Annotated in this window: 23 protein-coding genes; 13 read left to right on the forward strand and 10 right to left on the reverse strand. The window is 64.2% G+C overall.

Translation table 11 applies throughout. The annotated features are described in order from the left end of the window. Positions 1 to 190 precede the first annotated feature (190 nt). The gene (gene arsA / locus NHF53_RS18360; protein ID WP_252835499.1) at positions 191 to 1,945 is read left to right on the forward strand and encodes an arsenical pump-driving ATPase; all 1,755 of its coding nucleotides are present in this window, start codon (positions 191 to 193) and stop codon (positions 1,943 to 1,945) included. A gap of 20 nt (positions 1,946 to 1,965) precedes the next feature. Here the strand turns inward: arsA and NHF53_RS18365 are convergent, their stop codons facing one another. Beyond that, positions 1,966 to 2,865, reverse strand: a complete 900-nt coding sequence (locus NHF53_RS18365) for a DMT family transporter (protein ID WP_252835500.1) — start codon at positions 2,863 to 2,865, stop codon at positions 1,966 to 1,968. Between the two features lie 190 nt (positions 2,866 to 3,055). Between NHF53_RS18365 and NHF53_RS18370 the strand changes: the two genes are divergently transcribed. From NHF53_RS18370 to NHF53_RS18405, 8 genes are all read left to right on the forward strand, one after another. Then, positions 3,056 to 3,964 (forward strand): LysR substrate-binding domain-containing protein, encoded by a 909-nt coding sequence (locus NHF53_RS18370; RefSeq protein ID WP_114364328.1) that lies wholly within the window; start codon positions 3,056 to 3,058, stop codon positions 3,962 to 3,964. 282 nt (positions 3,965 to 4,246) lie between these two features. Next, positions 4,247 to 5,407: an ABC transporter substrate-binding protein gene (locus tag NHF53_RS18375; RefSeq protein WP_252835501.1), complete on the forward strand. Its 1,161-nt coding sequence runs from the start codon at positions 4,247 to 4,249 to the stop codon at positions 5,405 to 5,407. A 213-nt stretch (positions 5,408 to 5,620) separates the two neighbouring features. Then, complete coding sequence (locus NHF53_RS18380) at positions 5,621 to 6,610, forward strand: ABC transporter ATP-binding protein (RefSeq protein ID WP_252835502.1); 990 nt, start codon at positions 5,621 to 5,623, stop codon at positions 6,608 to 6,610. Then, entirely contained in the window at positions 6,607 to 7,557 is a 951-nt protein-coding gene (locus NHF53_RS18385; protein ID WP_252835503.1) for an ABC transporter permease, read from the forward strand. The genes NHF53_RS18380 and NHF53_RS18385 overlap by 4 nt, the downstream gene beginning before the upstream one ends. Then, positions 7,547 to 8,359, forward strand: coding sequence for an ABC transporter permease (locus NHF53_RS18390; protein WP_252835504.1), 813 nt, complete (start codon positions 7,547 to 7,549; stop codon positions 8,357 to 8,359). Before NHF53_RS18385 ends, NHF53_RS18390 begins: the two co-directional genes overlap by 11 nt. Positions 8,360 to 8,387: 28 nt before the next feature. Further along, complete coding sequence (locus NHF53_RS18395; RefSeq protein ID WP_252835505.1) at positions 8,388 to 9,812, forward strand: gamma-aminobutyraldehyde dehydrogenase; 1,425 nt, start codon at positions 8,388 to 8,390, stop codon at positions 9,810 to 9,812. A 243-nt stretch (positions 9,813 to 10,055) separates the two neighbouring features. Beyond that, positions 10,056 to 10,373 (forward strand): antibiotic biosynthesis monooxygenase, encoded by a 318-nt coding sequence (locus NHF53_RS18400; protein WP_252835506.1) that lies wholly within the window; start codon positions 10,056 to 10,058, stop codon positions 10,371 to 10,373. Between the two features lie 139 nt (positions 10,374 to 10,512). After that, positions 10,513 to 11,220, forward strand: coding sequence for an SH3 domain-containing protein (locus NHF53_RS18405; RefSeq protein ID WP_252835507.1), 708 nt, complete (start codon positions 10,513 to 10,515; stop codon positions 11,218 to 11,220). A gap of 264 nt (positions 11,221 to 11,484) precedes the next feature. On the opposite strand, the gene tal is transcribed toward NHF53_RS18405, so the two are convergent. From tal to NHF53_RS18420, 3 genes are all read right to left on the reverse strand, one after another. Further along, the gene (tal, locus tag NHF53_RS18410) at positions 11,485 to 12,441 is read right to left on the reverse strand and encodes a transaldolase (RefSeq protein ID WP_252835508.1); all 957 of its coding nucleotides are present in this window, start codon (positions 12,439 to 12,441) and stop codon (positions 11,485 to 11,487) included. Between the two features lie 124 nt (positions 12,442 to 12,565). Continuing rightward, on the reverse strand, positions 12,566 to 13,468 hold the full coding sequence (locus tag NHF53_RS18415; RefSeq protein WP_252835509.1) for a bifunctional helix-turn-helix domain-containing protein/methylated-DNA--[protein]-cysteine S-methyltransferase: 903 nt from the start codon (positions 13,466 to 13,468) through the stop codon (positions 12,566 to 12,568). Positions 13,469 to 13,537: 69 nt separating this feature from the next. Continuing rightward, positions 13,538 to 14,011 (reverse strand): DUF2244 domain-containing protein, encoded by a 474-nt coding sequence (locus NHF53_RS18420; protein WP_252835510.1) that lies wholly within the window; start codon positions 14,009 to 14,011, stop codon positions 13,538 to 13,540. Between the two features lie 19 nt (positions 14,012 to 14,030). On the opposite strand from NHF53_RS18420, the gene nth reads away from it, so the two are divergent. Next, on the forward strand, positions 14,031 to 14,831 hold the full coding sequence (gene nth / locus NHF53_RS18425; RefSeq protein ID WP_252836000.1) for an endonuclease III: 801 nt from the start codon (positions 14,031 to 14,033) through the stop codon (positions 14,829 to 14,831). Between the two features lie 49 nt (positions 14,832 to 14,880). Here nth and NHF53_RS18430 read toward each other — a convergent pair whose 3' ends face one another. The 5 genes from NHF53_RS18430 to NHF53_RS18450 all read right to left on the reverse strand — a co-directional run bounded on the left by NHF53_RS18430 (position 14,881) and on the right by NHF53_RS18450 (position 20,393). Beyond that, positions 14,881 to 15,594 carry a sulfate transporter family protein gene (locus NHF53_RS18430; RefSeq protein ID WP_252835511.1) on the reverse strand — a complete coding sequence of 238 codons (714 nt, stop codon included), beginning with the start codon at positions 15,592 to 15,594 and terminating at the stop codon, positions 14,881 to 14,883. Positions 15,595 to 15,671: 77 nt separating this feature from the next. Beyond that, positions 15,672 to 16,463, reverse strand: coding sequence for a carbon-nitrogen hydrolase family protein (locus tag NHF53_RS18435; protein ID WP_252835512.1), 792 nt, complete (start codon positions 16,461 to 16,463; stop codon positions 15,672 to 15,674). Positions 16,464 to 16,557: 94 nt separating this feature from the next. Next, positions 16,558 to 17,217: an exopolysaccharide biosynthesis protein gene (locus NHF53_RS18440; RefSeq protein ID WP_252835513.1), complete on the reverse strand. Its 660-nt coding sequence runs from the start codon at positions 17,215 to 17,217 to the stop codon at positions 16,558 to 16,560. A gap of 118 nt (positions 17,218 to 17,335) precedes the next feature. Beyond that, positions 17,336 to 19,177, reverse strand: a complete 1,842-nt coding sequence (locus NHF53_RS18445; RefSeq protein WP_252835514.1) for an ABC transporter ATP-binding protein — start codon at positions 19,175 to 19,177, stop codon at positions 17,336 to 17,338. Positions 19,178 to 19,229: 52 nt separating this feature from the next. Further along, positions 19,230 to 20,393: a M20 aminoacylase family protein gene (locus NHF53_RS18450; protein ID WP_252835515.1), complete on the reverse strand. Its 1,164-nt coding sequence runs from the start codon at positions 20,391 to 20,393 to the stop codon at positions 19,230 to 19,232. Between the two features lie 322 nt (positions 20,394 to 20,715). Between NHF53_RS18450 and NHF53_RS18455 the strand changes: the two genes are divergently transcribed. From NHF53_RS18455 to NHF53_RS18465, 3 genes are all read left to right on the forward strand, one after another. Beyond that, positions 20,716 to 22,422, forward strand: coding sequence for a peptide ABC transporter substrate-binding protein (locus NHF53_RS18455; RefSeq protein WP_252835516.1), 1,707 nt, complete (start codon positions 20,716 to 20,718; stop codon positions 22,420 to 22,422). Positions 22,423 to 22,501: 79 nt separating this feature from the next. Beyond that, the gene (locus NHF53_RS18460) at positions 22,502 to 23,512 is read left to right on the forward strand and encodes an ABC transporter permease (protein WP_114364344.1); all 1,011 of its coding nucleotides are present in this window, start codon (positions 22,502 to 22,504) and stop codon (positions 23,510 to 23,512) included. After that, a complete protein-coding gene (locus NHF53_RS18465) occupies positions 23,505 to 24,416 on the forward strand; it encodes an ABC transporter permease (protein WP_252835517.1) in 912 nt (303 codons plus the stop codon). Before NHF53_RS18460 ends, NHF53_RS18465 begins: the two co-directional genes overlap by 8 nt. A gap of 47 nt (positions 24,417 to 24,463) precedes the next feature. On the opposite strand, the gene NHF53_RS18470 is transcribed toward NHF53_RS18465, so the two are convergent. After that, positions 24,464 to 25,795, reverse strand: coding sequence for an FAD-binding oxidoreductase (locus tag NHF53_RS18470; RefSeq protein WP_252835518.1), 1,332 nt, complete (start codon positions 25,793 to 25,795; stop codon positions 24,464 to 24,466). Positions 25,796 to 25,878 lie beyond the last annotated feature (83 nt).

Genomic DNA, 25,878 nt, shown 5'->3' on the forward strand with positions numbered 1-25,878 from the left:
CGATCGTGCTGCTGATGAGCGCCATGTTCGTTCTGGCCTTCGTCCGAACGGTCTGGCAGGCGCATCGAAGGCCGGTTACGCGAGAATCCGTCTCGAGATAGATCGCCCTCCAGACTTGCTGGAGATCAAGCCGCAGATCGTCCATACTTGCTATTGAGGTACTATCGAGTCCCCTCTCCGGAAGGCGTTCATGTCCCCGTTCAGCGCACTGAAAGACCCGACCCGTTTCCTCTTCTTCACCGGCAAGGGCGGGGTCGGAAAGACTTCCCTGAGTTGTGCGAGCGCCATAGCGCTCGCCGATCGTGGTCTTCGTATCCTCCTCGTCAGTACCGACCCGGCCTCCAACCTCGACGAGATGCTCGGCGCCAACCTCTCGGACACCCCGACGCCCATCCCCGGGGTTCCGGGCCTGTCGGCCATGAACATCGACCCGGAGCAGGCCGCCGAGGACTACCGCACGCGCGTCATCGAACAGCTCGGACCGGAGGCCGACAGCAAGGAGGTGTCGACCGTCCGGGAGCAGCTTTCCGGCGCCTGCACAACCGAGATTGCGGCCTTCGACGAGTTCGTCGGCCTGCTCGCCGACGACGCCCCCGAATTCGACCACATCATCTTCGACACGGCGCCGACCGGCCACACGCTACGTCTCCTCAGCCTGCCGAAGGCGTGGACCGGTTTCCTGGAGACCAACGAGCGCGGTGCCTCGTGCCTCGGCCCGCATTCCGGGCTGAAGATGCAGGAGGATCGCTTCCGCAGCGCACTTCGTTGCCTCGGAGACCCGGCGCGCACCACGATCATCCTCGTGACCCGCCCCGACAAGGGTGCGATCCGCGAGGCCGCACGCACCTCGGACGAACTCGCGGAACTCGGGCTGTCGAACCAGCTGCTCGCGGTCAACGGCCGCTTCCGGGCCGCGGACCCGACTGATCCGGTGGCGTCCGCTCTCGTGCGGGAGCAGGACGAAGCGATTGCCGGCATGCCCGCGTCGCTCGCGGCCCGCCCACGCGACGAATTTCTGCTGCTCGGTTTCGACATGGTCGGCATTCCGGCCTTGCGAGCGCTGCTGTCTCCGCCTTCCGCAGCGCCGGCGCAGGTGGAGGACGTGCCGAATGCGGCGGGCGACTTGCCGGGGATCGGCAGGCTGGTCGATGAGATCGCCGCCGGCGAAAAGGGTCTGGTGATGGTGATGGGCAAGGGCGGCGTCGGCAAGACGACGGTCGCCGCGGCGATTGCTGTCGGGCTGGCGAAGCGCGGCCACGCGGTGCACCTTACGACCACCGATCCGGCGGCGCATCTCTCCTTCGTCGTCGCAGGCGAGATGCCGGGGCTCACGGTCGACCGCATCGATCCCGTCGTCGAGACGGAGCGCTACATCGAGAAGATCATGGCAACGCGCGGGCGTGATCTCGACGACGAGGGTAAGGCTCTCCTGCGCGAGGATCTCGCCTCTCCCTGCACCGAGGAAGTGGCCGTCTTTCACGCCTTTTCGCGCGTGGTCGCCGAGGCGCGCAGCGCCTTCGTCGTCATCGATACGGCACCGACCGGACACACGCTGCTGCTCCTCGATGCTACTGGCGCCTATCACAGGCAGATGACCCGCCATCTCGACCCCGACGCGCCCGGGCGAGTCGTGACGCCGCTGATGCGCCTGCAGGACGAGGGCTACACGCGGGTGGTCCTGGTGACGCTTCCGGAGACGACACCGGTGTCCGAAGCGGCCGCCTTGCAGGGCGACCTGAAGCGCGCCGGCATCGAACCGTATGGCTGGGTGATCAACAAGAGCATGGCCGCGAGCGGAACGCACGACCCCCTGCTGCGCTCGCGCCTGAAAGGCGAGCACGAACAGGTCGACCGCGTGCGGGAGAAGTATGCGAAGCGCGTCTATGCCCTGGAATTCCGCCCGGAACCGCCGGTCGGTCTGGACGAACTCCGCAGCCTGAGCTGACACGCCCGGGTTTCGAGGCCTCAAGCAGCCGGCGCATCCTGCGCCGCCTGCGCAGCCCTGCGGGCGAGCACATTCTCGCGCCAGACGGTGAAGAGGCCGGCGCCGACGACGATCAGCGACCCTATGATCATGTTCGGCCTCAGCGTCTCGCCGAAGACGCTGACGGCCAGGATCGAGCCGAGCACGAGCTGCAGATAGGAGATCGGCTGCACGGCGACGGCGGTGAGATTGTCATAGGCCCTGATGAGCAGGAAATGCGCGGTGATGCCGGTGAGGCAGAGAAGCAGCATCCATTTCCAGTCGCTGGCGGAGATTTCCGTCCAGAAGAAGGGGCCGGCGATCGTCAGCGCCACCGCGCCGACGGCACCAATATAGAAGAAGCTCGTCGTCGGCCCGTCCACCCGGCTGACGAGCCGCGTGCAGAGCCCGTAGAGCGCCCCGATCAGGGCGACGAGGAGCGGCAGGACAACCAGCGCGTTGAAGCCCGACGCGCTGGGTCCGAGGATCAGGAGGACACCGCAAAGCCCGACGATGATCGCCGTCCAGCGCCGCCAGCCGACCTTTTCGCCGAGGATCGGCACCGAGAGCATTGCGACAATCAGCGGGCCCGAGGCGAAGATCGCCTGCGACTGAGCAAGACCGACCCGCGTGAAGGCGGTGATCGCGATCGGGATCTGCACGGCGAGCAGAAGGCCGCGCAGGATCTGCAGCCATGGCCGTTGCGTCCGGATCGCCGCCGAAAGTCCGCCGCGGCCGCGCATGGCGAGAAGCACGGCAAAGAGCGCGAAGGCCCAGTAGCGGATCATCGCCACGAGCACCGGCGGATAGGCGCTACCGAGATGCTTGGAAACCCCGTCCTGCAGCGAGAAGATGGCAAAGGCGAGCAGCGCGAAGAGGTAGCCGAGAGGTGTGGATTTCATGAAGCGACTGACGGGACGGGCCCGCCGCGCGGCGCGAGGGCTTAGAGAAATGGAAGCATCGATAGTATACGTCTCTTGACGTTTGCAAAGAGCATCTCTGCGCAGGCCTGCCGTGCAGGACACGCGGGTCATCGCCCCGCGGAGGCGCGCCGCGCTTGCTCTCCAGCCCGCTGTCGTGCTCTAAACGGCCATGGCCTTCACCCTCCGCCAGTTGCAGTATTTCGTCGCCGTCGCCGAGCAGGGCTCGGTGACGCGGGCGGCGCAGAACCTCTCGATTTCGCAATCCTCGGTAACCGAAGCAATCAAGGAACTGGAAGGCGACCTCGGCGTGGAACTCTTCGATCGCCATCCGCGCGGACTTTCGATCACCCATAACGGCCACCAGTTCCTGCGCCACGCGACGAAGATTCTCGCGACCGTCTCGGACGCGCGCAACGCCTTTTCCGAGACCAAGGAAAACAGCGGTGGCACACTCAACATCGGCGTCACCTCGCTGGTCGCCGGCTACGTGCTCTCCGACCTCCTGGCGCGCTACCGCCGCGCCTGCCCCAATGTCGAGGTGAGTGCGATCGAGGACAACGGCTCTTATCTTGAGCATCTGCTGGTCGGCGGCGAGCTCGACGTCGCCGTCATGGTCATCTCGAACCTGCGCGACCGCATGGCGCTGCAGGCGGAAATCCTCGAAACCTCGCCCTACCGCCTCTGGCTTCCGATGGGCCACCCGCTGGTTTCCGCCGATATCATCTCGGCCGCGGACATCGCCCGCGAACCCCTTATCATGCTGACGGTGGACGAAATCGAGGAGAATACCGGCAAGCTGCTTTCTGCCCTCGGCGCCCGGCCTCAGGTCGCCTTCCGCACCCGCTCGGTCGAGGCGGTGCGAAGCCTGGTCGCGACCGGCGCCGGCGTGGCGCTGCTGCCCGATCTCGTCTACCGGCCGTGGTCGCTCGAAGGCGACCGCATCGAGAGCCGCGACGTCTCCGGCGCGCTTCCGGTCGTGCAGGTCGGCATGGTCTGGCGCAAGGGCTCCAGCCTGCCGCAGTCGGCCCGCGATTTCGTCGGCATCGCCGAGACACTCCGCAGCGGGCGTGGACGTTAAGGCTTCAATCCTTGGTGAACTCCCCCTCTGGCCTGCCGGCCATCTCTCCCACAAGGGGGAGAACACTTGCGGGAGCGCTTTGCCACAGACCTGCCGTAGCTTTCGAGGGAAAAACCCCTCCCCCTTGTGGCGAGGGGTTGGGGAGGGGCCTTGACCCACACGTCTCGGAAAAACCGATAACGACTTTCTGATAAATGAATTTGCGAATGCGGCCCTTTCGCGGCACGTTCTCAGGCGGGAACAAAGGCCGCGCGAGGCGCGCCGCGAACCGGGAGAAATCAGATGAAGCAAGTCCTGAAGTCCTGCACTGCTATCGCCGCCATTTTCAGTTTCGCCACCGCCACCCTCGCCCAGGAGCCCCTGAAGGAACTCGGCAAGGGTGAAGGCGCGCTTTCGATCGTCGCCTGGGCCGGCTACATCGAGCGCGGCGAGACCGACAAGAATTACGACTGGGTCACCAAGTTCGAGCAGGAGACGGGCTGCAAGGTCACGGTGAAGACCGCAGCTACCTCGGACGAAATGGTCGCGCTGATGAACGAGGGCGGCTTCGACCTCGTCACCGCCTCGGGCGACGCCTCGCTCCGCCTCGTCGCGGGAAAACGCGTACAGCCGATCAACACCGACCTCATCCCAAGCTGGAAAACTCTCGACGAGCGCCTGCAGAACGCACCCTGGCACACGGTCGGCGGCACCCATTACGGCACGCCCTATGTGTGGGGCCCGAACGTGCTGATGTACAACACGGAAGCCTTCAAGGACCAGCCGCCGAAGAGCTGGAACGTGGTCTTCGAGGAAATGACGCTTCCCGACGGCAAGTCCAACAAGGGCCGCGTCCAGGCCTATGACGGCCCGATCTACATCGCCGACGCCGCCCTTTACCTGATGGCTCACAAGCCGAAACTCGGCATCAAGGACCCCTATGAGCTGAACGAGGACCAGTACAAGGCTGCCCTCGACCTGCTTCGCGGACAGCGCCAGCTCGTCGGCCGCTACTGGCATGACGCAATGATCCAGATCGACGACTTCAAGAACGAAGGTGTCGTCGCGTCCGGTTCCTGGCCGTTCCAGGTGAACCTGATGAAGGCCGAGGGCGCCAAGATCGACTCGACCTTCCCCGAGGAAGGCACGACGGGCTGGGCCGATACCACCATGCTGCATGTCGACAGCGAGCATCCGAACTGCGCCTACATGTGGATGGAACATTCGCTTTCCGCCAAGGTCCAGGGTGATGTCGCCGCATGGTTCGGTGCCGTGCCCTCGGTTCCCGCCGCCTGCAAGGGCAACGAACTGCTGACCGACGAAGGCTGCGCCACCAACGGCTTCGACAACTTCGAAAAGATCAGCTTCTGGCGGACCCCGGTCAGCAAATGCGAGAGCCAGGGCGAATGCGTCCCCTATCACCGCTGGGTCTCCGACTATATCGGTGTCATCGGCGGGCGCTGACGATCCCTTTCTCCCCCTTGGTGGGGGAGAAAGCAAAATCAACGAATTAGCCGAGCGTAGCGAGTGCTAAACGTTAGATTTTTGCAAGTGAGGGGGTCCCCTCCGCACGCGACCCCCTCACTTGCGATTTCTAGCACTTAGCCAAGGCTAAGATGCTGAAATCGCTTTCTCTCCCACAAGGGGAGAGAAGTCCAGACCTCGACCGGAGTACCCATGACCGCAGCCGTTTCCTTCTCGCAGGTGTCGCGCCATTTCGGCCCGGTGAAAGCCGTCGACGCGGTCGACCTGAAGATCGCGCCGGGCGAGTTCTTCGCCATGCTCGGACCGTCCGGATCCGGCAAGACCACCTGCCTCAGGCTGATCGCCGGCTTCGAGCAGCCGACCTCCGGCCACATCGAGATCTTCGGCGAGACGGCCGAAGGCGTTCCGCCCTATCGCCGCCAGGTCAACACGGTCTTTCAGGACTACGCGCTCTTTCCGCACCTCAGCATTCTCGACAACGTGGCTTACGGCCTGATGGTCAAGGGCGTCGGCAAGGCGGAGCGCCACCGCCTCGCCGAGCAGGCGCTGGAGCTCGTGAAACTCCCCGGTTACGGCGCCCGCAAGCCCGGCCAGCTTTCCGGCGGCCAGCGCCAGCGCGTGGCCCTCGCCCGTGCGCTGGTCAACAAGCCGAAGGTGCTCCTGCTCGACGAGCCGCTCGGCGCGCTCGACCTCAAGCTCCGCGAACAGATGCAGGAGGAACTAAAGAGCCTGCAGCGCTCGCTCGGCATCACCTTCGTCTTCGTAACACACGATCAGGGCGAGGCCCTGTCGATGGCCGACCGCGTCGCCGTCTTCAACAATGGCGGCATCGTCCAGGCCGGAACGCCGCAGGAGATCTACAACCGTCCGCGGACCCGTTTCGTCGCCGATTTCGTCGGCTCCTCCAACGTCATCGCGCCGGCCGACATGCAACGCCTGGGCGGCGAGGCGCGCTGGGCGAGCCTGAGGCCCGAGGCGATCCGCCTCGTTTCCGAAGGCGGCATCGCCGCCACCGTGATATCCGAGAGCTTCCTCGGCAGTGCCACCCGGCTCCATCTGCGCACTGGAGAGACTGCCCTCAACGTCATGGTGCCGGCCGGCCAGGCCACGCCGAGGCCCGGCGAAGAGGCGAGAATCTCGTGGCTCGCCTCCGATCTCCACTACATGGACGGCGAGGCATGAGCGACGTATCGACCGCCTCCATCCTGCCCGGCAGGTCCGGCGCCTTCGGCCGCCTCTCCGACGTCTTCTGGCGCCGCCCGGCGCTGCTGCTCGCCGTGATGCTGATCCCGCCGCTTCTGTGGCTCGGCATCATCTATGTCGGGTCGCTCATGGCGCTGCTGCTGCAGAGCTTCTTCTCGATCGACGATTTCTCCGGACTCATCAACTACGAGCTGACGCTTTCCACCTATCGGCAACTGCTCATCCCGACCAATTTTGACATCATCCTGCGGACGGTCGTGATGGCCGCGGCGGTGACACTCACCTCGGCGGTGCTCGCCTTCCCGATCGCCTACTACGCCGCGCGCTATGCGACCGGCCGGTGGAAGGCCTTCTTCTATCTCGGCATCATGCTGCCGCTGTGGTCGAGCTATCTCGTCAAGGTCTATGCGTGGAAGCTGATCCTCGCCAAGGAGGGCATCCTCACCTGGACCTTCGACCGTCTCGGCCTTTCCTGGCTCCTCGACGGCATCCTTTCCCTGCCGGTGATCGGCGGCAACTCGCTGTCGATCAGCTATATCGGGACCTTCCTGGTCTTCGTCTATGTGTGGCTGCCCTTCATGATCCTGCCGGTTCAGGCCGCACTCGAGCGTGTTCCCGGCAACCTCATCGAGGCCTCTTCCGACCTCGGCGCGCATCCCGGCCAGACCTTCCGCAACGTGCTGCTTCCGCTTGCCATGCCCGGCATCGTCGCAGGCTCGATCTTCACCTTCTCGCTCACGCTCGGCGACTACATCATTCCGCAGATCGTCGGCTCCTCGCGGCTTTTCATCGGCCAGGCCGTCTACGCCCAGCAGGGAACGGCCGGCAACGTGCCGCTCGCCGCGGCCTTCTCCGTCGTGCCGATCGCCATCATGGGCGTCTATCTGTGGGCTGCCAAACGCATGGGGGCCTTCGATGCGCTCTGACCGCTCCTCGGCCGGATGGCCGCTCAAGATCGCTGCGGCCGGCGGGCTGCTTTTCCTGCACCTGCCGATCCTGTTGATCTTCGTCTACGCCTTCACGACGGAAGAAAAGAGCTTCCAGTGGCCGCCGCCGGGCTTCACCACCCAGTGGTTTGCCGTCGCCTGGAACCAGCCGGACGTATGGGAAGCGCTGACGCTCTCGGTCAGGGTGGCGAGCATCGCCACGCTGGTCGCCCTCGTGCTCGGCACGCTCGCCGCCGCCGCCGTCGCACGCTCGGCCTTCTTCGGCCGCGAGGCGATCTCGCTTCTCGTCATCCTGCCGATCGCGCTCCCGGGCATCGTCACCGGGATTGCGCTCCGCTCGGCCTTCTCACTGGCGGAGATCCCATACTCGATGTGGACGATCATCCTCGGCCACGGCACCTTCTGCATCGTCGTCGTCTACAACAACGCCGTCGCCCGCTTCCGCCGTACCTCGGGATCGCTGATCGAGGCGTCGATGGACCTCGGCGCCGACGGCTTCCAGACCTTCCGCTACGTGGTGCTGCCGAACATCGCGACCGCGCTGCTTGCCGGCGGCATGCTCGCCTTCGCGCTCTCTTTCGACGAGGTCATCGTCACCACCTTCACCGGCGGACAGCAGGCGACATTGCCGATCTGGATGCTGGAGGAACTCATTCGCCCGCGCCAGCGGCCGGTCACCAACGTCGTCGCCATGCTGGTGGTGATCGTGACCTTCCTGCCGATCCTGGCGGCCTATTATCTCACCCGCGACACCGACCGGATTTCGGGAAGCGGCAAATAACCCGACAAACCAGATGAGGGAGAACGACATGGACACCCAGATGCTGATCGACGGCCGCTTCGAAAAGGGCACCGAGATCGAGGAGAAGATCCTCAATCCGAAGACCGGCGAAACCATTCTGGAGCTTCCAGAGGCTTCGCTCGCGCAGGTCGACGCCGCCGTCGATGCCGCGGAAAAGGCATTTGACAGCTGGTCGGCGACAACGCCCTCGCAGCGTGCCGCCTACCTGCTGGCGATCGCAGACGCCATCGAAAAGGATGCGGCCGGCTTCGCCACGCTGGAATCATTGAACTGCGGCAAGCCGATCAACGCGGTCATCAATGATGAGATTCCGGCGATCGTCGATTGCTGGCGCTTCTTCGCCGGCGCCGTCCGCTCGCTGCACGCGCCCGTCGCCGGGGAATACCTGCCGGGCCACACCTCCATGGTCCGCCGCGATCCGATCGGCATCGTTGGCTCGATCGCGCCGTGGAACTATCCGCTGATGATGATGGCCTGGAAGCTGGCACCTGCGATCGCCGGCGGTAACACGGTCGTCTTCAAACCGTCGGAACAGACACCGCTCACAGCGCTCAAGATGGCGAAACTGCTTGCCGACATCCTGCCGGCGGGCGTCGTCAATGTCGTGCTCGGCCGCGGCGAAAGCGTCGGCAATTGCCTCATCAACAATCCGAAAATCGGCATGGTGTCGATCACCGGCGACATCGCCACCGGCAAGAAGGTGCTCGCCGCCGCCGCCAAGACCGTGAAGCGTACCCATCTCGAACTCGGCGGCAAGGCTCCGGTCATCGTTTATGACGACGCCGATCTCGAAGCGGTCGTCGCCGGCATCCGCACCTTCGGCTTCTACAATGCCGGTCAGGACTGCACCGCCGCCTGCCGCATCTATGCGAGCGACAAGGTCTACGACTGGTTCGTCGCCGACCTCGCCTCCGCCGTCTCGACGCTGAAGTTCAACCAGGCCGACGACACCGAAAACGAGATCGGCCCGCTGATCTCGAAGCGCCAGCGCGACCGGGTCGAAAGCTTCGTCACCCGCGCTTCCGAGCACAAGCACATGGAGATCGTCACCGGCGGCAAGGTCGCCGGCGAAAAGGGCTTCTTCTATACGCCGACCGTCGTTGCCGGCGCGCTGCAGGACGACGAGATCGTCCGCCGCGAGGTCTTCGGCCCCGTCGTCTCGGTCACGCGCTTCTCGGAAACCGACGACGCGATCGCATGGGCGAACGACAGCGACTACGGGCTTGCTTCCTCCGTTTGGACGAAGGACATCTCGCGCGCCATGAAGACGGCCGCACGGCTGCGCTACGGCTGCACCTGGATCAACACCCACTTCATGCTCTGCAACGAGATGCCCCATGGCGGCCTGAAGCAGTCGGGCTACGGCAAGGACATGTCGGTCTACGCGCTGGAGGACTACACCGCCGTCCGCCACGTGATGATCGCACACTGAGGTGCGCAGGGGCGTCGGCCGATGCTTGACGCCCTCTGCCTCGGCAGGCATGATCGCGTCGTCGAAAAGGACGTTGGCCGGCAGAGGTAACCCCGGCCACTTCTCCTCATGGGAAGCTCCGTATCGCTCTTCAGGCGAACCCGCGACAAGCAACCGGCCATGCCAGCCGGGAGGCTTGTCGTGACGCGTATGCGCACGCCTCGGCTCCCGTAGGGCATCGCCTCAAGTGTCGAGGAGAAACCAATGCCCATCATTCGCGCCAATTCAGGCATCGTCACCCAGATCAACGTCTTCACCGTACCCGATGGCAGACAGCAGCCGCTGATCGACCTGCTGACTGAATCTGCCGAGTTCGCCAGCCGAATTCCCGGATGGATATCCGCGAGCATCCATCGCAGTCTCGACGGCACCCGTGTCGTCAACTACGCCCAGAGCGAGAGCCTTGAGGCGGCGCAACGCATCATCGAACGGCTACGCCTCGAAGGCTTTCTCGAGCGCAACAAGCAGCTCGGGCAAGCCAGTCCGGGACTCTACGAGGTCGTATATGCGCTGGAGCGTTAGGCACAGCAGCCCGGCCGTCAGCGAACGGCAGAGTGCCGTGGCCGTTATGGCGCGGCCACAGACTTGCGTGTGAACCGCGCAATCCGGTGGCACGCCGCTGCGGCTCATACTATTGTCTGCCAAATCACGGAGACCATGTATGCGCCGTATCATCCCCGCCCTGGCCGCGATCACCTGCCTTGTCCTGCCGCCGCCCTCCTTCGCCCGGGATTCGTCTGTCACCCGTCCGCTGCCGCCCGGTCGCCACGATCCGCTCGTGGTCCCGGTGCAGCAGCCCGGCTACAACGATCCGGACGATCCTTATGTCTGGCACGTCTACGGCCTGCCGCCGGGCGGTCTCCTCGCGATCCGTTCGGGTGCCGGCCTGAATTTCCGGGTGATCGGCGAGCTGGCGGAGGGCATGCCGGTGAAGAACCTCGGCTGCCTCGAACAGGACACCGGCTACTGGTGCCGCATCGCCACCACCGACCGGCCGCGTGTGAGCGGCTGGGTGAACGGCCGCTTTCTCGTCGAGGATTGGGGCTCCAACCCGCCACCTTATCCGGATGACGGCTATCTGCTGCCGGGCAATCCCTACGACGCCACAGGGCGGATTCGCTGCCGACTGCCCGGCTTCGACGGCTTCACCTCCTGCGATTACGGCATCGTCCGCAACGGACCCATGGCGACGATCGAGATCACCGCGCCCGATGGTTCCCGCCGCCGTCTCGACTATCGCGCCGGCCGCTTTACCGGCAGCGAGGGGTCGGAGGTCCGCAGCCGCAAGCAGGGCGGCGACGCCGTGGTCACGGTGGATGGCGCCGAGACCTACTACGTCCCCGACACGGTCGTGATGGGGGACGACTGATCACCCACGCGGGAAGTGGCGGGCGCAAGGTACCCCCTCTGGCCTGCCGGCCATCTCCCCCACAAGGGGGGAGATCAGGTATCCGCAGCCGCTCGTCCAAACATCCAGCCTGGAAGATAAGCACAGCACCTCCGGTCAAGTCGGCTTAGGACGCACCACGAGTCGATCTCCCCCCTTGTGGGGGAGATGCCCGGCAGGGCAGAGGGGGTACCCTTCACACCTGCCTATGCCTCTTCGATGAGCGTGGACAGCCGGCTCCCCGCCTTACTCGGCCAGCGCCTTGGCGACTTTCTCGCGCAGCGCGACGAGGTCCTTGTAGAAGGCGCGAATGCCCTCGGCGAGCTTTTCCGTCGCCATGGCATCCTCGTTGAGCATCCAGCGGAAAGCCTTCTCGTCGAGCGAGATACGCGGCTCCGGAACGGTCGCCTCGGGGGCGAGCTTGCGTTCGAGGGTCCCCTTGTCGGCGTCGAGCTCGTCGAGCAGCGCGGGCGCGATCGTCAGCCGGTCGCAGCCGGCGAGCGCCTCGATTTCGCCTGCATTACGGAAGGAGGCGCCCATGACCACCGTCTTGATGCCGTTCGCCTTGTAATAGTTGTAGATCGAGCGGACCGAGAGAACGCCGGGATCGGTTTCGGCCGTGTAGGTATCGCCGGTCGATTTCTTGTACCAGTCGAGGATACGGCCGACGAAGGGCGAGATGAGAAAGGCATTGGCCTCGGCGCAGGCGATCGCCTGGGCCTTGGAGAAGAGCAGCGTCAGGTTGCAGTCGATGCCTTCGCTCTGCAGGACTTCTGCGGCGCGGATACCTTCCCAGGTGGAAGCGAGCTTGATCAGCACGCGCTCGCGCTCGATCCCGCGCTCCTTGTAGCCGGAGATGATTTCGTGCGCTTTGGCGATCGAGCCCTGCATGTCGAAGGAAAGATCGGCGTCGACTTCGGTCGAGACCCGGCCCGGCACGATCTTCGCCAGCGCCGCACCGACGGCGACGGCCAGCCGGTCCGCGACGGCGGCGGCCACGGCTTCGCTGGCGCCGCCCTTCGACCGACCCCAGGCGATCGCCTCCTTGAAGGTGTCGTCGAACATGTGCGTGCCGAGCGCCTTCAGGACGATGGTCGGGTTGGTCGTGCAGTCCACCGGTTTCAGACGGGCCACAGCCTCGATATCGCCGGTGTCGGCGACGACGGTGGTCATGGAACGAAGCTGTTCGAGTTTGGAAGTCATGATCCTATTCCCTGTTCTATCCGGCTTCCGGAAATGTGCCCGACTATCACCAGCCGAAGATGGCAAAGTCAAGAACGGGGCGGTCACGATTTCAATCGATTTACGGAATGAATTTCCGCCGGCCTCACCCGCTCAGTTGCCCGGCCTCCCAGCCGAGCATGGCCCGCTTGCGCGTCAGGCCCCAGTGATAGCCGGTGAGCGCTCCGCCCTTCCCGAGCGCGCGGTGGCAGGGCACCACGAAGGAGATCGGATTGCGTCCGACCGCCGCCCCGACGGCGCGGCTCGCCGACGGTTGGCCGATGTCGCGGGCGATGTCGGAATAGGTCACGGCCTTGCCGAGCGGGATACGCAACAGGCTCTGCCAGACACGGAGCTGGAAATCCGAACCGATCAGCACCACCCGCAGCGGCTGCTCGTCGCTCCAGCGACCTGGATCGAAGATCCGTGCGGCATAGGGCGCCGTCGCCGCCTGGTCGGCGACATAGCGCGCATTCGGCCAGCGCGATGCCATGTCCTCGAAACAGGCGGCCTCGTTGCCGCGCTCGGCAAAGGCGAGCCCGGAGAGACCTCTCTCCGTCGCCATCACCAGCGCCAACCCGAAGGGCGATGGGTGAAAGCCGTAGCGGATTGTCAGCCCCTCGCCCTTCTGTTTCCACTCGCCGGGCGACATCGCCTCGTGGGTCACGAAGAGATCATGCAGCCGTCCGGGACCGGAAAGCCCGAGTTCGAGCGAGGTCTCGAGGATCGGCATCTCCTCTTCGCGCAACAGGCGCTTGGCGTGGTCGAGCGTGACTGCCTGCAGGAAGGCCTTCGGCGACAGCCCCGCCCAGCGGCTGAATGTCTTCTGCAACTGCGTCGGCGACTGGTTCAGTCGGGCGGCGATCGTCTCCAGCGACGGCTGCTCACGATAGTCGAGCGTCAGCATCTCGATGACCCGGCGCACCGTTTCATAATCGCCGCCCTCGGGCGTGACATCGACGGGCGCAAGCTCACCGGCCGATCGGGAAATCATCTGTGCAATGGTCATGGCGAACTCCTTTTCGCATGACATCACCATATCGGACGGGTGCGAACCACCCGTTTCTTGCGCGATGGGTCAAAGCCTCTGCTTGACCGTCGCCAGCGCCGCATTGAACGCCTTGGCAAAGCTCTCCCGGTCCTCCGGGTTGAGGAAGGATCCGATGTCGGTCCGCCTGCCTTCGCCCGACACCTGCATCGAAACGATGCCGATCTCGCTGTGCCGGCGGACGAAGAAACGCGCCCAGAACGGATTGAAACGGTGCTCGGTCATGCGGCCCGACGGCGTGAACTTTCGGATCGCAAGCGCCGTGCGGGAGACGACGACCTCCTCGCGGGCGCGCCCCGAGCGATAGTTGAGCAGGAACGCGCCGTAAAGCAACAGGAAGTCGAGACCGAAGAAGAGACCAATCGGCCAGGCGCCGGTGGCGACGAAGAACACGGCGTGAACCGCGCAGACGGCACCGGTCAGCGCCAGAAGGACACGAAAGCCCCGCCGGCCCAGAGAACGGTACGGCGTCAGTTCCGCCGCGAAAACCGGGGGTTCCGTCATGCCCACATTGCCTTTCGTCATGGCGCCCGACTATAGATTGACAATGACCGATCCGAAGAAAAAATCCAGCACCCAAACTTCGCAAAAGTCAAACCGCGGCGGCGCGCGGCGCAAGGTTGCGCCGAGGTCTGCCTATACAAAGACGGAGCTTCTGGAGATGTTCCGTCGCTTCTCGGTGCAGCGGCCCGAACCGAGAGGCGAGCTCGAACATGTCAACGCCTTCACCCTTGTCGTCGCCGTCGCGCTCTCGGCGCAGGCGACGGATGTCGGCGTCAACAAGGCGACGCGGGCGCTGTTCAAGGTCGCCGACACGCCGCAGAAGATGCTCGATCTCGGCGAGGAGCGGCTGCGCGACTACATCAAGACGATCGGCCTCTATCGCAACAAGGCGAAGAACGTCATCGCTCTTTCCCGGAAGCTGATCGAGGATTTCGGTGGCGAAGTGCCGCGCACGCGCGAGGAACTGGTGACCTTGCCCGGCGTCGGGCGCAAGACCGCCAACGTCGTCATGTCGATGGCCTTCGGCATCCCGACCATCGCCGTCGACACCCACATCTTCCGCATCGCCAACCGGATCAGGCTGGCACCCGGCAAGACCCCGGACGAGGTCGAAGAGAAGCTGCTGCGGGTCATCCCGCCGGAATACCTCTACCACGCCCATCACTGGCTGATCCTGCACGGCCGCTATGTCTGCAAGGCGCGCCGGCCCGAATGCGAGCGCTGCGTCATCGCCGACCTCTGCAAGTCGCCGGAAAAGAGCTGCGACGTGCCCGCCCCGCTCGTCGAACTGCCGCCGCAGGTCATCGGGGCGGCCGAATAGCCATCGCTACGCGATATCCGCGTAACCAGCCCATGTCTGCCCGAAGCCGTCAGGCGCCGAACGCCGGATCGCGGGCGCTCAGCATCTTGTGCAGGTGGACCATCATACCGGCCGCAAACAGCGGCGTCAGCAGGTTCACGATCGGGACCGCCAGGAAGGCCGCGATCACCAGCCCGCCCATGAACACGGTCCCGCCGTGGCGCGAGCGGAACGCCCGTGCCTCGCTCGCGCTGCGGAAACGCATGGCCGCAAACTCGAAGAATTCGCGCCCGAGCAGATAACCGTTGACGAGGAAGAAGGCGGCGATGTTGACGCCCGGCACGAAGAGCAGCACCAGCGCCACGAGGTTACCGAGGACGACGACGCCGAAGAACTTCAACGAGGCGATAAGTGCTTCGCCGAGCGGCATGGGCGAGCCGGGCGTATCGGTCGGATAGTCGCGCCGTTCTATGACTTCCGCGACGTCGTCGAGGAAGAGACCAGCGATGATCGCCGTCACGGAGGACAACAGAAGCGCGAGCGCGAGTGCAAGGCCGATGCTGGCAAGCACGCCGAGCACGAATGTCAGCCAGCCGGCCCAATCCGGCATTCCGGGAAAGAGCGCATCGAACCACGGCAGCACATAGGCGATGAAGGCGCCGCGAAGCGCGAGCCACAGGGCGACGAGGACGAGGATAGTCAGCCCCAGCACTTTCCAGAACACCGAGCGGGTTTCGGGGGCGAAAAGGTTGCGAAGAGCAAGTCGCGCGGCGTCGAAGATCATCCGGGTCTCCATCAATATCGGAGCGGATGTAAGATGCCAGAGCCCAACGGACAAGATCGCCCGCGCGGCACTTCAGCCTAATCCAGCCGGTAGAGCCCCGGCCGCCTGTCGGCGAGATACGGATTTTGACGGCGGCAGTCGTCGTAGGCGGTCGGATCGAGTCTTGCGACCAGCAGTGCCTCGTGCATACCCGCACGGGCGATCTCGTCGCCGTCGGGACCGATGATCGCCGAGCGACCACCATAGGAAAACTTGCCCTCCTCGCCGCAGAGATCGGCATAGACCAGGAAGACGCCGTTCTCGAAGGCGCGAGTCGGCACCACCAGATCGGCGACCCGCCGGCTGATCTCGCCGCGCGGAAGCGCCGTCGGCACCAGCACCAGTTCGGCGCCGGCGAGCGCCAGCGTGCGCACATATTCCGGGAACTCGACATCGTAGCAGATCAGCATGCCGGTACGGATGCCGAAGAGATCGAAGACATGCGGCACATCTGCGCCGGGCGTGAACGATGCGCGTTCGCCGTCGCCGTAGAGATGGCCTTTACGGTAGAATTCGCAACTTCCGTCCGGCCGCGCCAGGACCGAGGAGTTGTAGACCACGGGACCGTCGCGTTCGGGAAACCCGGCGCAAACCGCCAGCTCGAATTCGGCCGCGATATCGCAGAGCGCACCGATGATCTCGCCGTCCCGTTCCGCGGCGATCTCGGAAAAGCGCTCCGGCGTCAGGCCGTAGCCGCTCACTCCGAGTTCCGGCGTGACGAGGAGTTCGGCGCCCATGCTGGATGCGGCTTCGGCGGCCTCGGCGATCTTCGCGAGATTGGCCGCGGCATCGCCCGAAACCGGCTGCATCTGGTAAAGCGAAATCAGCATGGCGTGTCCTGCGCTAACGATGAGGTGGGTGGACGATAGGACGACGCATGGGGCTTTGCAAAGCGCTTCGCGCGCCGGAAACAACTTTCGGACGTCAGAAAAGTGTCGCCTGGAGGAGCAGGAGGAAACCCTTGACGAGGGCGTAGACCACGCCCGCCACCACGACGCCGGCGATCCCCGCGACCGCCGTCCCGATCAGCACGCAGATGCCGTCGCGTTCGAGAATTCCGAAGGAAAAGAAGCAGATGGCGATCGCCGGCAGGATGTTGCCGAGCGGAACCGGAAGCGCGAGGATCACCGCAAGGACGAGACAGACGAAACCGATCAGATATTCCGCCGGGGGATAGACGAGGAAGCCGAGCCGCGGCCGCAGCATCCGCTCGGCCTTGGCGAGCCAGGGGGTCACGCGGGTCACGATACTCGCGAAATCCTGTCGCGTCATCGAACGGTCGGCGATGATCCTCGGCAACCACGGTTTCTGCCCGAGCATCAGTTGCGCCGCGAGAAAGACGAGCGGCGTGCCGGTGAGCGCCGACGTGCCGGGCGGTGTCGGTACGATGTTCGGCAGCGCGAAGATGAGGATCAGGGCGCCGAAGGCGCGGTCGCCCATCGCCTGGAAGATGTCGGCGACGGAAATCCGCGGCCGCCCTTCGTCCGTGGCAAGCCCGGAGAGTATCTCGGACAGCCTGCCGCCGTGCCGATGACGCCTCCCGGCTCCGTGCCGATCCCGATTGGCCTCCGCTTCGCCTGTCATCGTGACTCCTCGATTGATCGCGGCCCTGATGTAATGCCGATCGACCGCGGGACAATGACACGCCTCTGATTAAGTCGGCGTGACCATCGGTAGTGGTCACGCGGATCTGTCGACAGTCTCACACCTGTACGAGGTGGCCGGCCGAAATCTCCCTGTACTGGCGGCGGGGCGGCTCGTAGCCGACCGGCCGGACGGGGCTCTTGATTTCGTCGGTCGAGATCGCGCGCTTGATACTGCGGCGTGCCGGGTCCGGGATAGGCACCGCAGCCATCAGCTTCTTCGTATAGGGATGCTGGGGATTCTCGAACACCGCCTGGCGCGGGCCGATTTCGACGATCTCGCCGAGATACATGACCGCGACGCGATGGCTGACCCGCTCTACCACCGCCATGTCATGCGAAATGAAGAGATAGGCGAGATTGAAGCTCTGCTGCAGTTCCAGCAACAGGTTGCAGACCTGCGCCTTGATCGAGACGTCGAGGGCCGACACCGCCTCGTCGGCGACGATCACCCTCGGATCCAGCATCAGCGTGCGGGCGATGGCGATGCGCTGCCGCTGTCCGCCGGAAAACTCGTGCGGATAGCGCCGCATCATGTCGGCATCGAGCCCGACCCGCTTAAGGATATCGGCCGCCTTCTCGCGCGCCTGCGCCTTGGTGCCGAGCCCGTGTTCGATGAACGGCTCCATGACGGCATCGCCGATCTTCATGCGCGGATCGAGGCTGGCGAAGGGATCCTGGAAGACCATCTGGATGGTGCGTCGCATGTTGCGCAGCGCGCCGCGGTCGAGCCGGATCACGTCGCGCCCGTCGAGCGCGATCGAACCCGCCGTCGGCTCCACGAGACGGGTGATCGACCGCCCGGTGGTCGACTTGCCGCAACCCGATTCACCGACCAGCGACAGGGTCTCTCCCTCGCAGAGGTCGAAGGAAACGTTTTCGACCGCATGCACGGCCCCCGACTTGCGTCCGAGGAGGCCGCTGCGGATGTCGAAGCGGGTCGTCAGGTTCTTCACCTCGAGGATCGGAGGCCGCCGGGTCTCGATTGCACGGCCGACCTCCGTTTCGGGTGTCGTCATGACGCCGGACGCGATGTCGATGATCGGAAAGCGCATCGGCCGCCCATGCCCCGTCATCGAGCCGAGACGTGGTACCGCGGAAAGAAGCGCTCGCGTATAGGGGTGGCGACCGCGATGGAAGATGTCGTCGGTCGGGCCCGTCTCGACGGCATCGCCGCGAAACATGACGATGGTGCGGTCGGAGACCTCGGCGACCACCCCCATGTCGTGGGTGATGAAGAGGACGGACATCCCCTCCTCTTCCTGCAGCACCTTGATGAGATCGAGGATCTGACCCTGGATCGTAACGTCGAGCGCAGTCGTCGGTTCGTCGGCGATCAGCAGCCGCGGCTTCGAGGCGAGCGCCATGGCAATCATCACGCGCTGGCGCATACCGCCGGAAAACTGGTGCGGATAGTCGTTGAACCGGCCCTTGGCGTTCGGGATACGCACCTTTTCGAGAAGCTGGATCACCTCGGCTTTGGCTTCGGCCGCCGATACCTGCCTGTGGCAGGTGATCGCTTCGGCAATCTGCTTGCCGATCGGGAAGATCGGATTGAGGCTCGTCATCGGCTCCTGAAAGATCATCGAGATCTCGTTGCCGCGGACCTTGCGCATCTCCTCGCTGCCGAGCGCCAGCAGTTCGCGCCCGCCGAGCCTGATGCTGCCCTCGGTCTTGCTCGTGAACTTCGGCAGGAGACGCATGATCGAAAGCGACGTCACACTCTTGCCCGACCCCGACTCGCCGACGATCGCCACAGTCTCCCGAGGCGCGATGTCGAAGCTCACATTCTTGACGACCGGTCGCCAGTCGTCGCCGATCCGGAAAGAGGTCGTGAGCCCCTGGACGGAGAGGACCGGACCGTCTCCCATATTCTTGCTCGCCGCGTTCGGCAGTGTCATCTCAGGATTCCTTCCCACGCAAACTCTGGACAAACGGATGTCTCGGGAGCCCTCAGGCCGCGAGCGCCGTTTCGGCGAGCGTCACCCAGTAGCTGACGCCGTAGGGGATCGCCTCATCGTTGAAGTCGTAGGAGGAATGGTGAAGATTGGCGCTGTCGCCATTGCCGATGAAGACGAACGAACCCGGCCGGCTCTCCAGCATGTAGGAAAAATCCTCAGCCCCCATCAGCGGCGCGAGATCGGTCTCGACAGCCTTTGCCCCGGCCACCTTGCGCATGACGTCGATTGCAAAGTCCGTCTCGCCTTCGTGGTTGAAGGTGACGGGATAGCCACGGCGGTAGTTGACCTCCGCCCGCGCGCCGAAGGTGAGCGCGATGCCGTTGACGACTTCCGAAAGGCGCCGCTCGGCGTAGTCGCGGGTCTCCGGCAGCAGCGTGCGGATCGTGCCGGTGAGCTTCACCGTGTTCGGGATCACGTTCGAGGCGTCGCCGCCGTGAATCGTGGCGACCGTCACCACCACCGACTTCAACGGGTCGGTTTCGCGCGAGGCGATCGCCTGCAGCGCAATGATGGCATGCGCCGAGACCAGCACCGGGTCGATCGTCTTGTGCGGCTGGGCCGCATGCCCGCCGCGACCGTGGATCAGCACCTCGTATTCGTCCGCCGCCGCCATGATCGAACCCTTGCGGGTCGCGAAATAGCCGAGCGGCAGGCCGGGGGAGTTGTGCATGCCATAGACCTGGCTGATGCCGAAGCGCTCCATCATGCCGTCTTTGACCATCGCGAGGCCACCGCCGCCGCCTTCCTCCGCGGGCTGAAAGATCACCGCAACCGATCCCTTGAAGTTGCGCGTCTCGGCAAGGTGCTTTGCCGCACCGAGCAGCATGGCGGTGTGGCCGTCATGGCCGCAGGCATGCATCTTTCCGGGCGTCGTCGATGCCCATTCCTTGCCGCTGGTCTCCACAATCGGAAGTGCATCCATGTCGGCGCGAAGGCCGACCACGGGCCCCTCGCCGGCCCGACCCTTGATGATGCCGACGACACCCGTCCGGCCGATCCCGGTTTCGACGACGTCACAGCCGAAGGACATCAGTTTGTCGGCCACGAAAGCGGCCGTCTCGTGGACGTCGTAGAGGATCTCCGGATGCTGGTGAAGATGGCGGCGCCACGCGGCGACCTCCGCCTGCATTTCGCTTGCGCTGTTCAGGACGGGCATATTGCGACCTCTGTTTTTCTTGTCGGTTCCCACTCGTTGGCGACCATACTGCGACGGCTAAAAGCGCTTTTGCAAGCCGCAATTTTCCGCCTTGAACACAAAATAGCCCTATGCTTAGATAGCTCAAATTTTGATCAGGCTCGCACTTCCAGCACCGGATTTGCAGGCGGGCCGATTGTACTCGCGAGGGCCTATAAGTCAAAATTATCGAACAAGGCCAATCACATAAGTCTGATGGCTTTGCATCCGGGGCGCCGCTTGTTTCGCCCGTCGGATATCTTGCTCAGCAAAACTCAACGAAAATAAATAGGGGAACATTGCAATGCACAAAGCGCGTATTCTATTGGCAGCGTCAGTGGCCGCGACCGCCTTGTCCGGCACGCCTGCACTGGCGGAACGCGGCACCGACGGCGACCTGAAAATCATTTTCTGGCAAGCCGTATCCACGATGAATCCTTACCTCTCGGGCGGCACCAAGGAAGTGTACGGCTCCTCGATGGTAATCGAGCCGCTCGCCCGCTACGACGAAACCGGCAATCTCGTGCCGATGCTTGCCGCCGAAATACCGACCGTCGAAAACGGCGGCGTCGCCGCCGACCTCAAGAGCATCACGTGGAAGCTGAAGTCCGACCTCAAGTGGTCCGACGGCACACCGGTCACGGCCGACGACGCAATCTTTACCTGGAAATATTGCACGGCTCCGGACGGTGGTTGCGCCCAGGCGGCGTATTACGAAGGCGTCAGCAATGTCGAGGCCGTCGACGCCTCCACGATCAAGGTTTCCTTCGCTGAACCGAAGCCCTATCCCTACAGCGCCTTCGTAGGCGCCCAGTCGCCGATCATCCAGGCAGCGCAGTTCAAGGATTGCCTTGGTATCAAGGCTCCGGAATGCACCTCGGCCAACTTCGGCCCGATCGGTACCGGCCCGTTCGTCGTGAAAGAATTCAAGCCGAACGATGTCGTCACCTTTGTCGCCAATCCGAACTATCGCGACCCGGCGAAGCCGGCTTTCGCCTCGGTCACGCTGAAGGGTGGCGGCGACGCGGCATCTGCAGCCCGTTCGGTTCTGGAAACCGGCGAATTCGACTATGCGTGGAACATGCAGGTCGAACCGGAAGTGCTCGCCGCCATGATGCAGGCCGGCAAGGGCAAGATCGAGGTTGCCTTCGGCACGCAGGTCGAACGTATCGACCTCAACCCCTATGCCGTCGATCCCTCTCTCGGCGACAAGCGCTCCACCAAGGAGGCAGGTCCGCATCCGGCTCTCTCCGACCCGGCAGTGCGCAAGGCTCTCTCGCTCGCCATCGATCGCGACATCATCGATGAAGCCGGCTACGGCGACAACGGCAAGCCGACCTGCAACATTCTGCCGGCCCCGGATATCTACGTTTCGACGGCCGTCGACTGGTGCCTGAAGCAGGACCTCGACGCAGCCAACAAGCTGCTCGAAGACGCCGGCTGGAAGATGGGCCCGGACGGTATCCGTGAGAAGGACGGCGTCAAACTCTCCTTCCTCTATCAGACCTCGACCAACTCCGTCCGCCAGGGCACGCAGGCGCTGGTCAAGGACATGTGGGCCCAGATCGGCGTCTCCGTCGAACTGCGCAACATCTCCGCCAACGTCTTCTTCGGCGGCGACCCGGCCTCCCCGGACACCTTCCAGAAGTTCTATGCCGACATTCAGATGTACACCAACAACTTCGACGGCACCGACCCCGAGAAGTACATGGCTGGCTGGATGTGCGACAAGATCCCGAGCCCGGCGAATGGCTGGCAGGGCGAAAACATCGTCCGCTACTGCAATCCGGAATATGACGCCCTCGTCAAGGAACTGGGCAAGACCGGCAAGCTCGAGGACCGTGCGACCATCGCCAAGAAGCTCAACGACATGCTCTCCAACGACGTCGCCCAGATCCCGCTCATCCATCGCGGCCAGCCCTCGGCTGTTTCCGCCACGCTCGAAGGCGTCAAGATGAACGCCTGGGACAGCGAACTCTGGAACGTCGCAGACTGGTCCCGCAAGAAGTAAGTGCCGTTGCACCGGGTCCGCGCTACCCGCGCGGACCCGGTCGTCGCATTTCGCTTCGTGACAGTCTGGAGAGCCTCCGATGTTCACCTTCACGCTGCGGCGATTGCTCTTCGCAATCCCGACACTGTTGGCTATTAGCTTCATCATCTTCGCCCTGCTCGACCTCGCGCCGAGTGACCCCTTGAGCGACCTGCCGCTGACCATTCCTCCCGAGGTTCGCGAACAGATCCGCGCCGCCATGGGCGCCGACCAGCCCTTCATCATCCGCTACCTGCGCTGGCTGCAGCAATTCTTCGTCAATGAACCGCTCAATATCTTCGAACAGATGACCGGCCTCACCGTGGGCACGGGCGAGCGCATGCGCGTGCTGTCCTGGGCGACCCGCAGTCCGGTCGTCGATCTCATCGTGCAGAGATTGCCCCAGACCCTCTGGGTCGTCGGCTTGTCCTATCTCTTCGGCGTGCTGCTGGCGATCCCGATCGGGGTGATCTCGGCCTACAAGCAGTATTCGATCTTCGACCAGATCGGCACCTTCATCTCGATGGTCGGCTATTCCGTGCCGACCTTCTTCACCGGCGTGCTGCTGATCGTGATCTTCAGCTCCTACCTGCAGTGGTTTCCGTCGATCTACGACACCAATCTGAGCATCACCGACTGGTCGAGCTTCGTCGCGCAGGTGAAGCAGATGGTGCTGCCCGTCACCGTTCTCACCCTCTACAACACCTCGCAGATCAGCCGCTTCGTGCGCGCCTCTATGCTCGACAACCTGCACCAGGACTATGTCCGCACCGCCCGCGCGAAAGGGGTGAAGGAGAAGGTCGTGCTGCTCGTCCACGTGCTGCGCAACAGCCTGATCCCGGTGGTGACCGTCATCGCCCTCGGCGTTCCGACGATCTTTTCCGGCGCCATCATCACCGAACAGATCTTCCGGGTGAACGGGCTCGGGCAATTGCTGATCACCGCGATCCAGGGCGCCGACATGCCGCTCGTACAGACGCTGACCTTCATCTTCGCCTTTCTCATCGTGCTGTTCAACCTGATCGCCGATGTGCTCTACGGCCTCCTTGATCCGAGGATCCGCTATGACTGATGCCACCGCCGCCGCACCGGCAGTCTCCTCCGACGTCCAGAAAGGTGGCCTCTGGCGCCAGTTCAAGGCCCATCCCGGCGGTGTCGCCGGGCTGGCGGTCTTCCTGTTCATCGTGCTTGCCGTCTATGCCGGCCCGCTCATCCACACCGTCGAGCCGAACAAGATCGACATCCGGGCGAAGAACCAGGGACCTTCGCTGGCCCACCCCTTCGGCACCGACAACCTCGGCCACGACATGCTGGCCCAGGTTCTCGCCGGCGGGCAGATCTCGCTTGCCGTCGGCATCACGGCCATGCTGCTCGCCCTTTTTCTCGGCACGCTCGTCGGCGTTCTTTCGGGCTATATCCGGCGGATCGACGGCTTGTTGATGCGCCTGACCGATCTTTTCCTCGCGCTGCCGCTGCTGCCGCTGCTGCTCGTCATCATCATGCTGTTCCGCGACACGCTCCGCGCCGCCTTCGGTCCGGAGACGGGCATCTTCATCCTGATCGTCTTCGTGATCGGCATAACGAGCTGGATGCACACCGCCCGCATCGTCCGCGGCGATGTGCTGGCGGTCAAAAGCCAGGAATTCATCCTGGCGGCCAAGTCGAGCGGCATGCGCGAGCACAGGGTGATCCTGAAGCACATCCTTCCGAACGTCATGAGCTCGATCATGGTGTCCGCGACGCTCGGCATCGCCTCGGCGATCATCACGGAATCGGCGCTCTCCTTCCTCGGGCTCGGCTTCCCGTCGGACTTCCCGACCTGGGGACGCCTGCTCTACGACGGAGCCAACTTCCTGCAGATAACGCCCTCGCGGGTGCTCTGGCCGGGGCTCGCGATCTCGCTCACGGTCCTCAGCGTCAACTTCATCGGCGATGCGATCCGCGATGCACTCGATCCCCGGACGCTCAAGCGCTGACGCATAAAACCTGATGGCAAAGGGCGCCCCGGCGCCCTTTGCCTTTCTCAGACCCCGCTGATGATCTCGATCTTCGATCCGTCGAAGAAACGCGAAAGCCTGAAGGCCGTCGGATCGACGCAAGGCGTATGACCGGTGACGAGATCGGCCATCAATCGCCCGGCGCCCGGACCGATGCCGAACCCGTGGCCGGAGAAGCCGGTGGCGATGAAGAAGCCGGGAACCTTCTCGACCGGCGAGATGATCGGCACGGCGTCCGGCGACACGTCGATATAGCCGGCCCAACGCTGCGCGATCTCGGCCTTGGCGAAGACCGGATAGTCCTTCTTCAGCTCTGCCAGCGCGTGGTTGGTCCACTTGTCCGACGGTTTCGGGTCGAGCACGCGGCAACGTTCGAACGGCGTCTCCTCGTCCATCCGCCAGCGTTGCGCCATGCGACCCTCCTCGAGGAAGCGGCCGGAGACGCGGAAGCGCAGCGAACGCCACTCGCTCTTCAGTGCAGGGAGGAATTTCAGCATGAAGCGGAAGCTGTCGGGCACGATCTCGACGATGTTGTCGTACCGCGAAGCGATCGTATAGCCGCCGTCCTGACGCTTGCGGAAAGCGAAGTCGCGACCGTAGAGCGTCTGTTCCGGCCCACCCTCGATCGGCTTGGTGCGGATGACGGTGTTCATCACCTTCAGTTGTGGCAAGTCGACCCCGGCATTGCGGGCAAAGAGGCTCGACCAGGCGCCGCCGGCAAGCACGACCGAGGAGCAGGCGATCGTGCCGCGTTCGGTGACCACGCCGGAAATCTTCCCTCCCGAGGTTTCGATCCCACGCACCGCGCACGTCGTCAGGATATGCGCGCCCTTGTCGCGCGCCGCCTCGGCAATCGCCGGTGCCGCCTTCTGCGGCTCGGCGCGGCCGTCTGCGGGCGTGTAGAGCGCGCTCCTGAAATCATGCTTCATGCCCGGATAAAGCCCGCTGAGCTCCGGTCCGTCGATCATCCGTGACTTCATCTGGTATTTGGTCAGGATATCGGGCCATTCGGCGTTCTTGGCTTCGTACTTTTCATCGAACGAGGCGAAGACGATGCCGCATTGTTTGTAGCCGGTGTCGCGGCCGGTCCGGGCGTCGAGCCCCTGCCAGATGCGGATGGCCTCGGCCATCAGCGGGACTTCGCGTGGATCGCGCCAGGAAATGCGCACCCAGCCCCAGTTGCGGCTCGACTGTTCCTCCCCGATGCCACCCTTTTCGCAGAGCGCGACCGAAACGCCGCGCTCTGCGAGTTCGAGCGCCGTCGAAGCACCGATGATCCCGCCGCCAATGACGACCACGTCAACGTGTTTCGGCAGTTGCAGATCCCCCTCGACGGGGACCACCTGAGGACCGGGCATGCGAATAACTCCAGGCTTGAGAGAACGTCTCGCCCGCGCGAACGGCGGACCGGAAAGGAAGCATCCCGCTCTTACCAGATCGC

It is taken from the genome of Ciceribacter sp. RN22 (genome assembly GCF_024054295.1).
Taxonomy (GTDB): Bacteria; Pseudomonadota; Alphaproteobacteria; order Rhizobiales; family Rhizobiaceae; genus Allorhizobium; species Allorhizobium lividum.

Bases quoted from the DNA above. Each gene is read 5' to 3' on its own strand.
- arsA (WP_252835499.1), top strand. From the start codon at position 191: ATGTCCCCGTTCAGCGCACTGAAAGACCCGACCCGTTTCCTCTTCTTC.
- NHF53_RS18365 (WP_252835500.1), bottom strand. From the start codon at position 2,865: ATGAAATCCACACCTCTCGGCTACCTCTTCGCGCTGCTCGCCTTTGCC.
- NHF53_RS18370 (WP_114364328.1), top strand. From the start codon at position 3,056: ATGGCCTTCACCCTCCGCCAGTTGCAGTATTTCGTCGCCGTCGCCGAG.
- NHF53_RS18375 (WP_252835501.1), top strand. From the start codon at position 4,247: ATGAAGCAAGTCCTGAAGTCCTGCACTGCTATCGCCGCCATTTTCAGT.
- NHF53_RS18380 (WP_252835502.1), top strand. From the start codon at position 5,621: ATGACCGCAGCCGTTTCCTTCTCGCAGGTGTCGCGCCATTTCGGCCCG.
- NHF53_RS18385 (WP_252835503.1), top strand. From the start codon at position 6,607: ATGAGCGACGTATCGACCGCCTCCATCCTGCCCGGCAGGTCCGGCGCC.
- NHF53_RS18390 (WP_252835504.1), top strand. From the start codon at position 7,547: ATGCGCTCTGACCGCTCCTCGGCCGGATGGCCGCTCAAGATCGCTGCG.
- NHF53_RS18395 (WP_252835505.1), top strand. From the start codon at position 8,388: ATGGACACCCAGATGCTGATCGACGGCCGCTTCGAAAAGGGCACCGAG.
- NHF53_RS18400 (WP_252835506.1), top strand. From the start codon at position 10,056: ATGCCCATCATTCGCGCCAATTCAGGCATCGTCACCCAGATCAACGTC.
- NHF53_RS18405 (WP_252835507.1), top strand. From the start codon at position 10,513: ATGCGCCGTATCATCCCCGCCCTGGCCGCGATCACCTGCCTTGTCCTG.
- tal (WP_252835508.1), bottom strand. From the start codon at position 12,441: ATGACTTCCAAACTCGAACAGCTTCGTTCCATGACCACCGTCGTCGCC.
- NHF53_RS18415 (WP_252835509.1), bottom strand. From the start codon at position 13,468: ATGACCATTGCACAGATGATTTCCCGATCGGCCGGTGAGCTTGCGCCC.
- NHF53_RS18420 (WP_252835510.1), bottom strand. From the start codon at position 14,011: ATGACGGAACCCCCGGTTTTCGCGGCGGAACTGACGCCGTACCGTTCT.
- nth (WP_252836000.1), top strand. From the start codon at position 14,031: ATGGCGCCCGACTATAGATTGACAATGACCGATCCGAAGAAAAAATCC.
- NHF53_RS18430 (WP_252835511.1), bottom strand. From the start codon at position 15,594: ATGATCTTCGACGCCGCGCGACTTGCTCTTCGCAACCTTTTCGCCCCC.
- NHF53_RS18435 (WP_252835512.1), bottom strand. From the start codon at position 16,463: ATGCTGATTTCGCTTTACCAGATGCAGCCGGTTTCGGGCGATGCCGCG.
- NHF53_RS18440 (WP_252835513.1), bottom strand. From the start codon at position 17,217: ATGACAGGCGAAGCGGAGGCCAATCGGGATCGGCACGGAGCCGGGAGG.
- NHF53_RS18445 (WP_252835514.1), bottom strand. From the start codon at position 19,177: ATGACACTGCCGAACGCGGCGAGCAAGAATATGGGAGACGGTCCGGTC.
- NHF53_RS18450 (WP_252835515.1), bottom strand. From the start codon at position 20,393: ATGCCCGTCCTGAACAGCGCAAGCGAAATGCAGGCGGAGGTCGCCGCG.
- NHF53_RS18455 (WP_252835516.1), top strand. From the start codon at position 20,716: ATGCACAAAGCGCGTATTCTATTGGCAGCGTCAGTGGCCGCGACCGCC.
- NHF53_RS18460 (WP_114364344.1), top strand. From the start codon at position 22,502: ATGTTCACCTTCACGCTGCGGCGATTGCTCTTCGCAATCCCGACACTG.
- NHF53_RS18465 (WP_252835517.1), top strand. From the start codon at position 23,505: ATGACTGATGCCACCGCCGCCGCACCGGCAGTCTCCTCCGACGTCCAG.
- NHF53_RS18470 (WP_252835518.1), bottom strand. From the start codon at position 25,795: ATGCCCGGTCCTCAGGTGGTCCCCGTCGAGGGGGATCTGCAACTGCCG.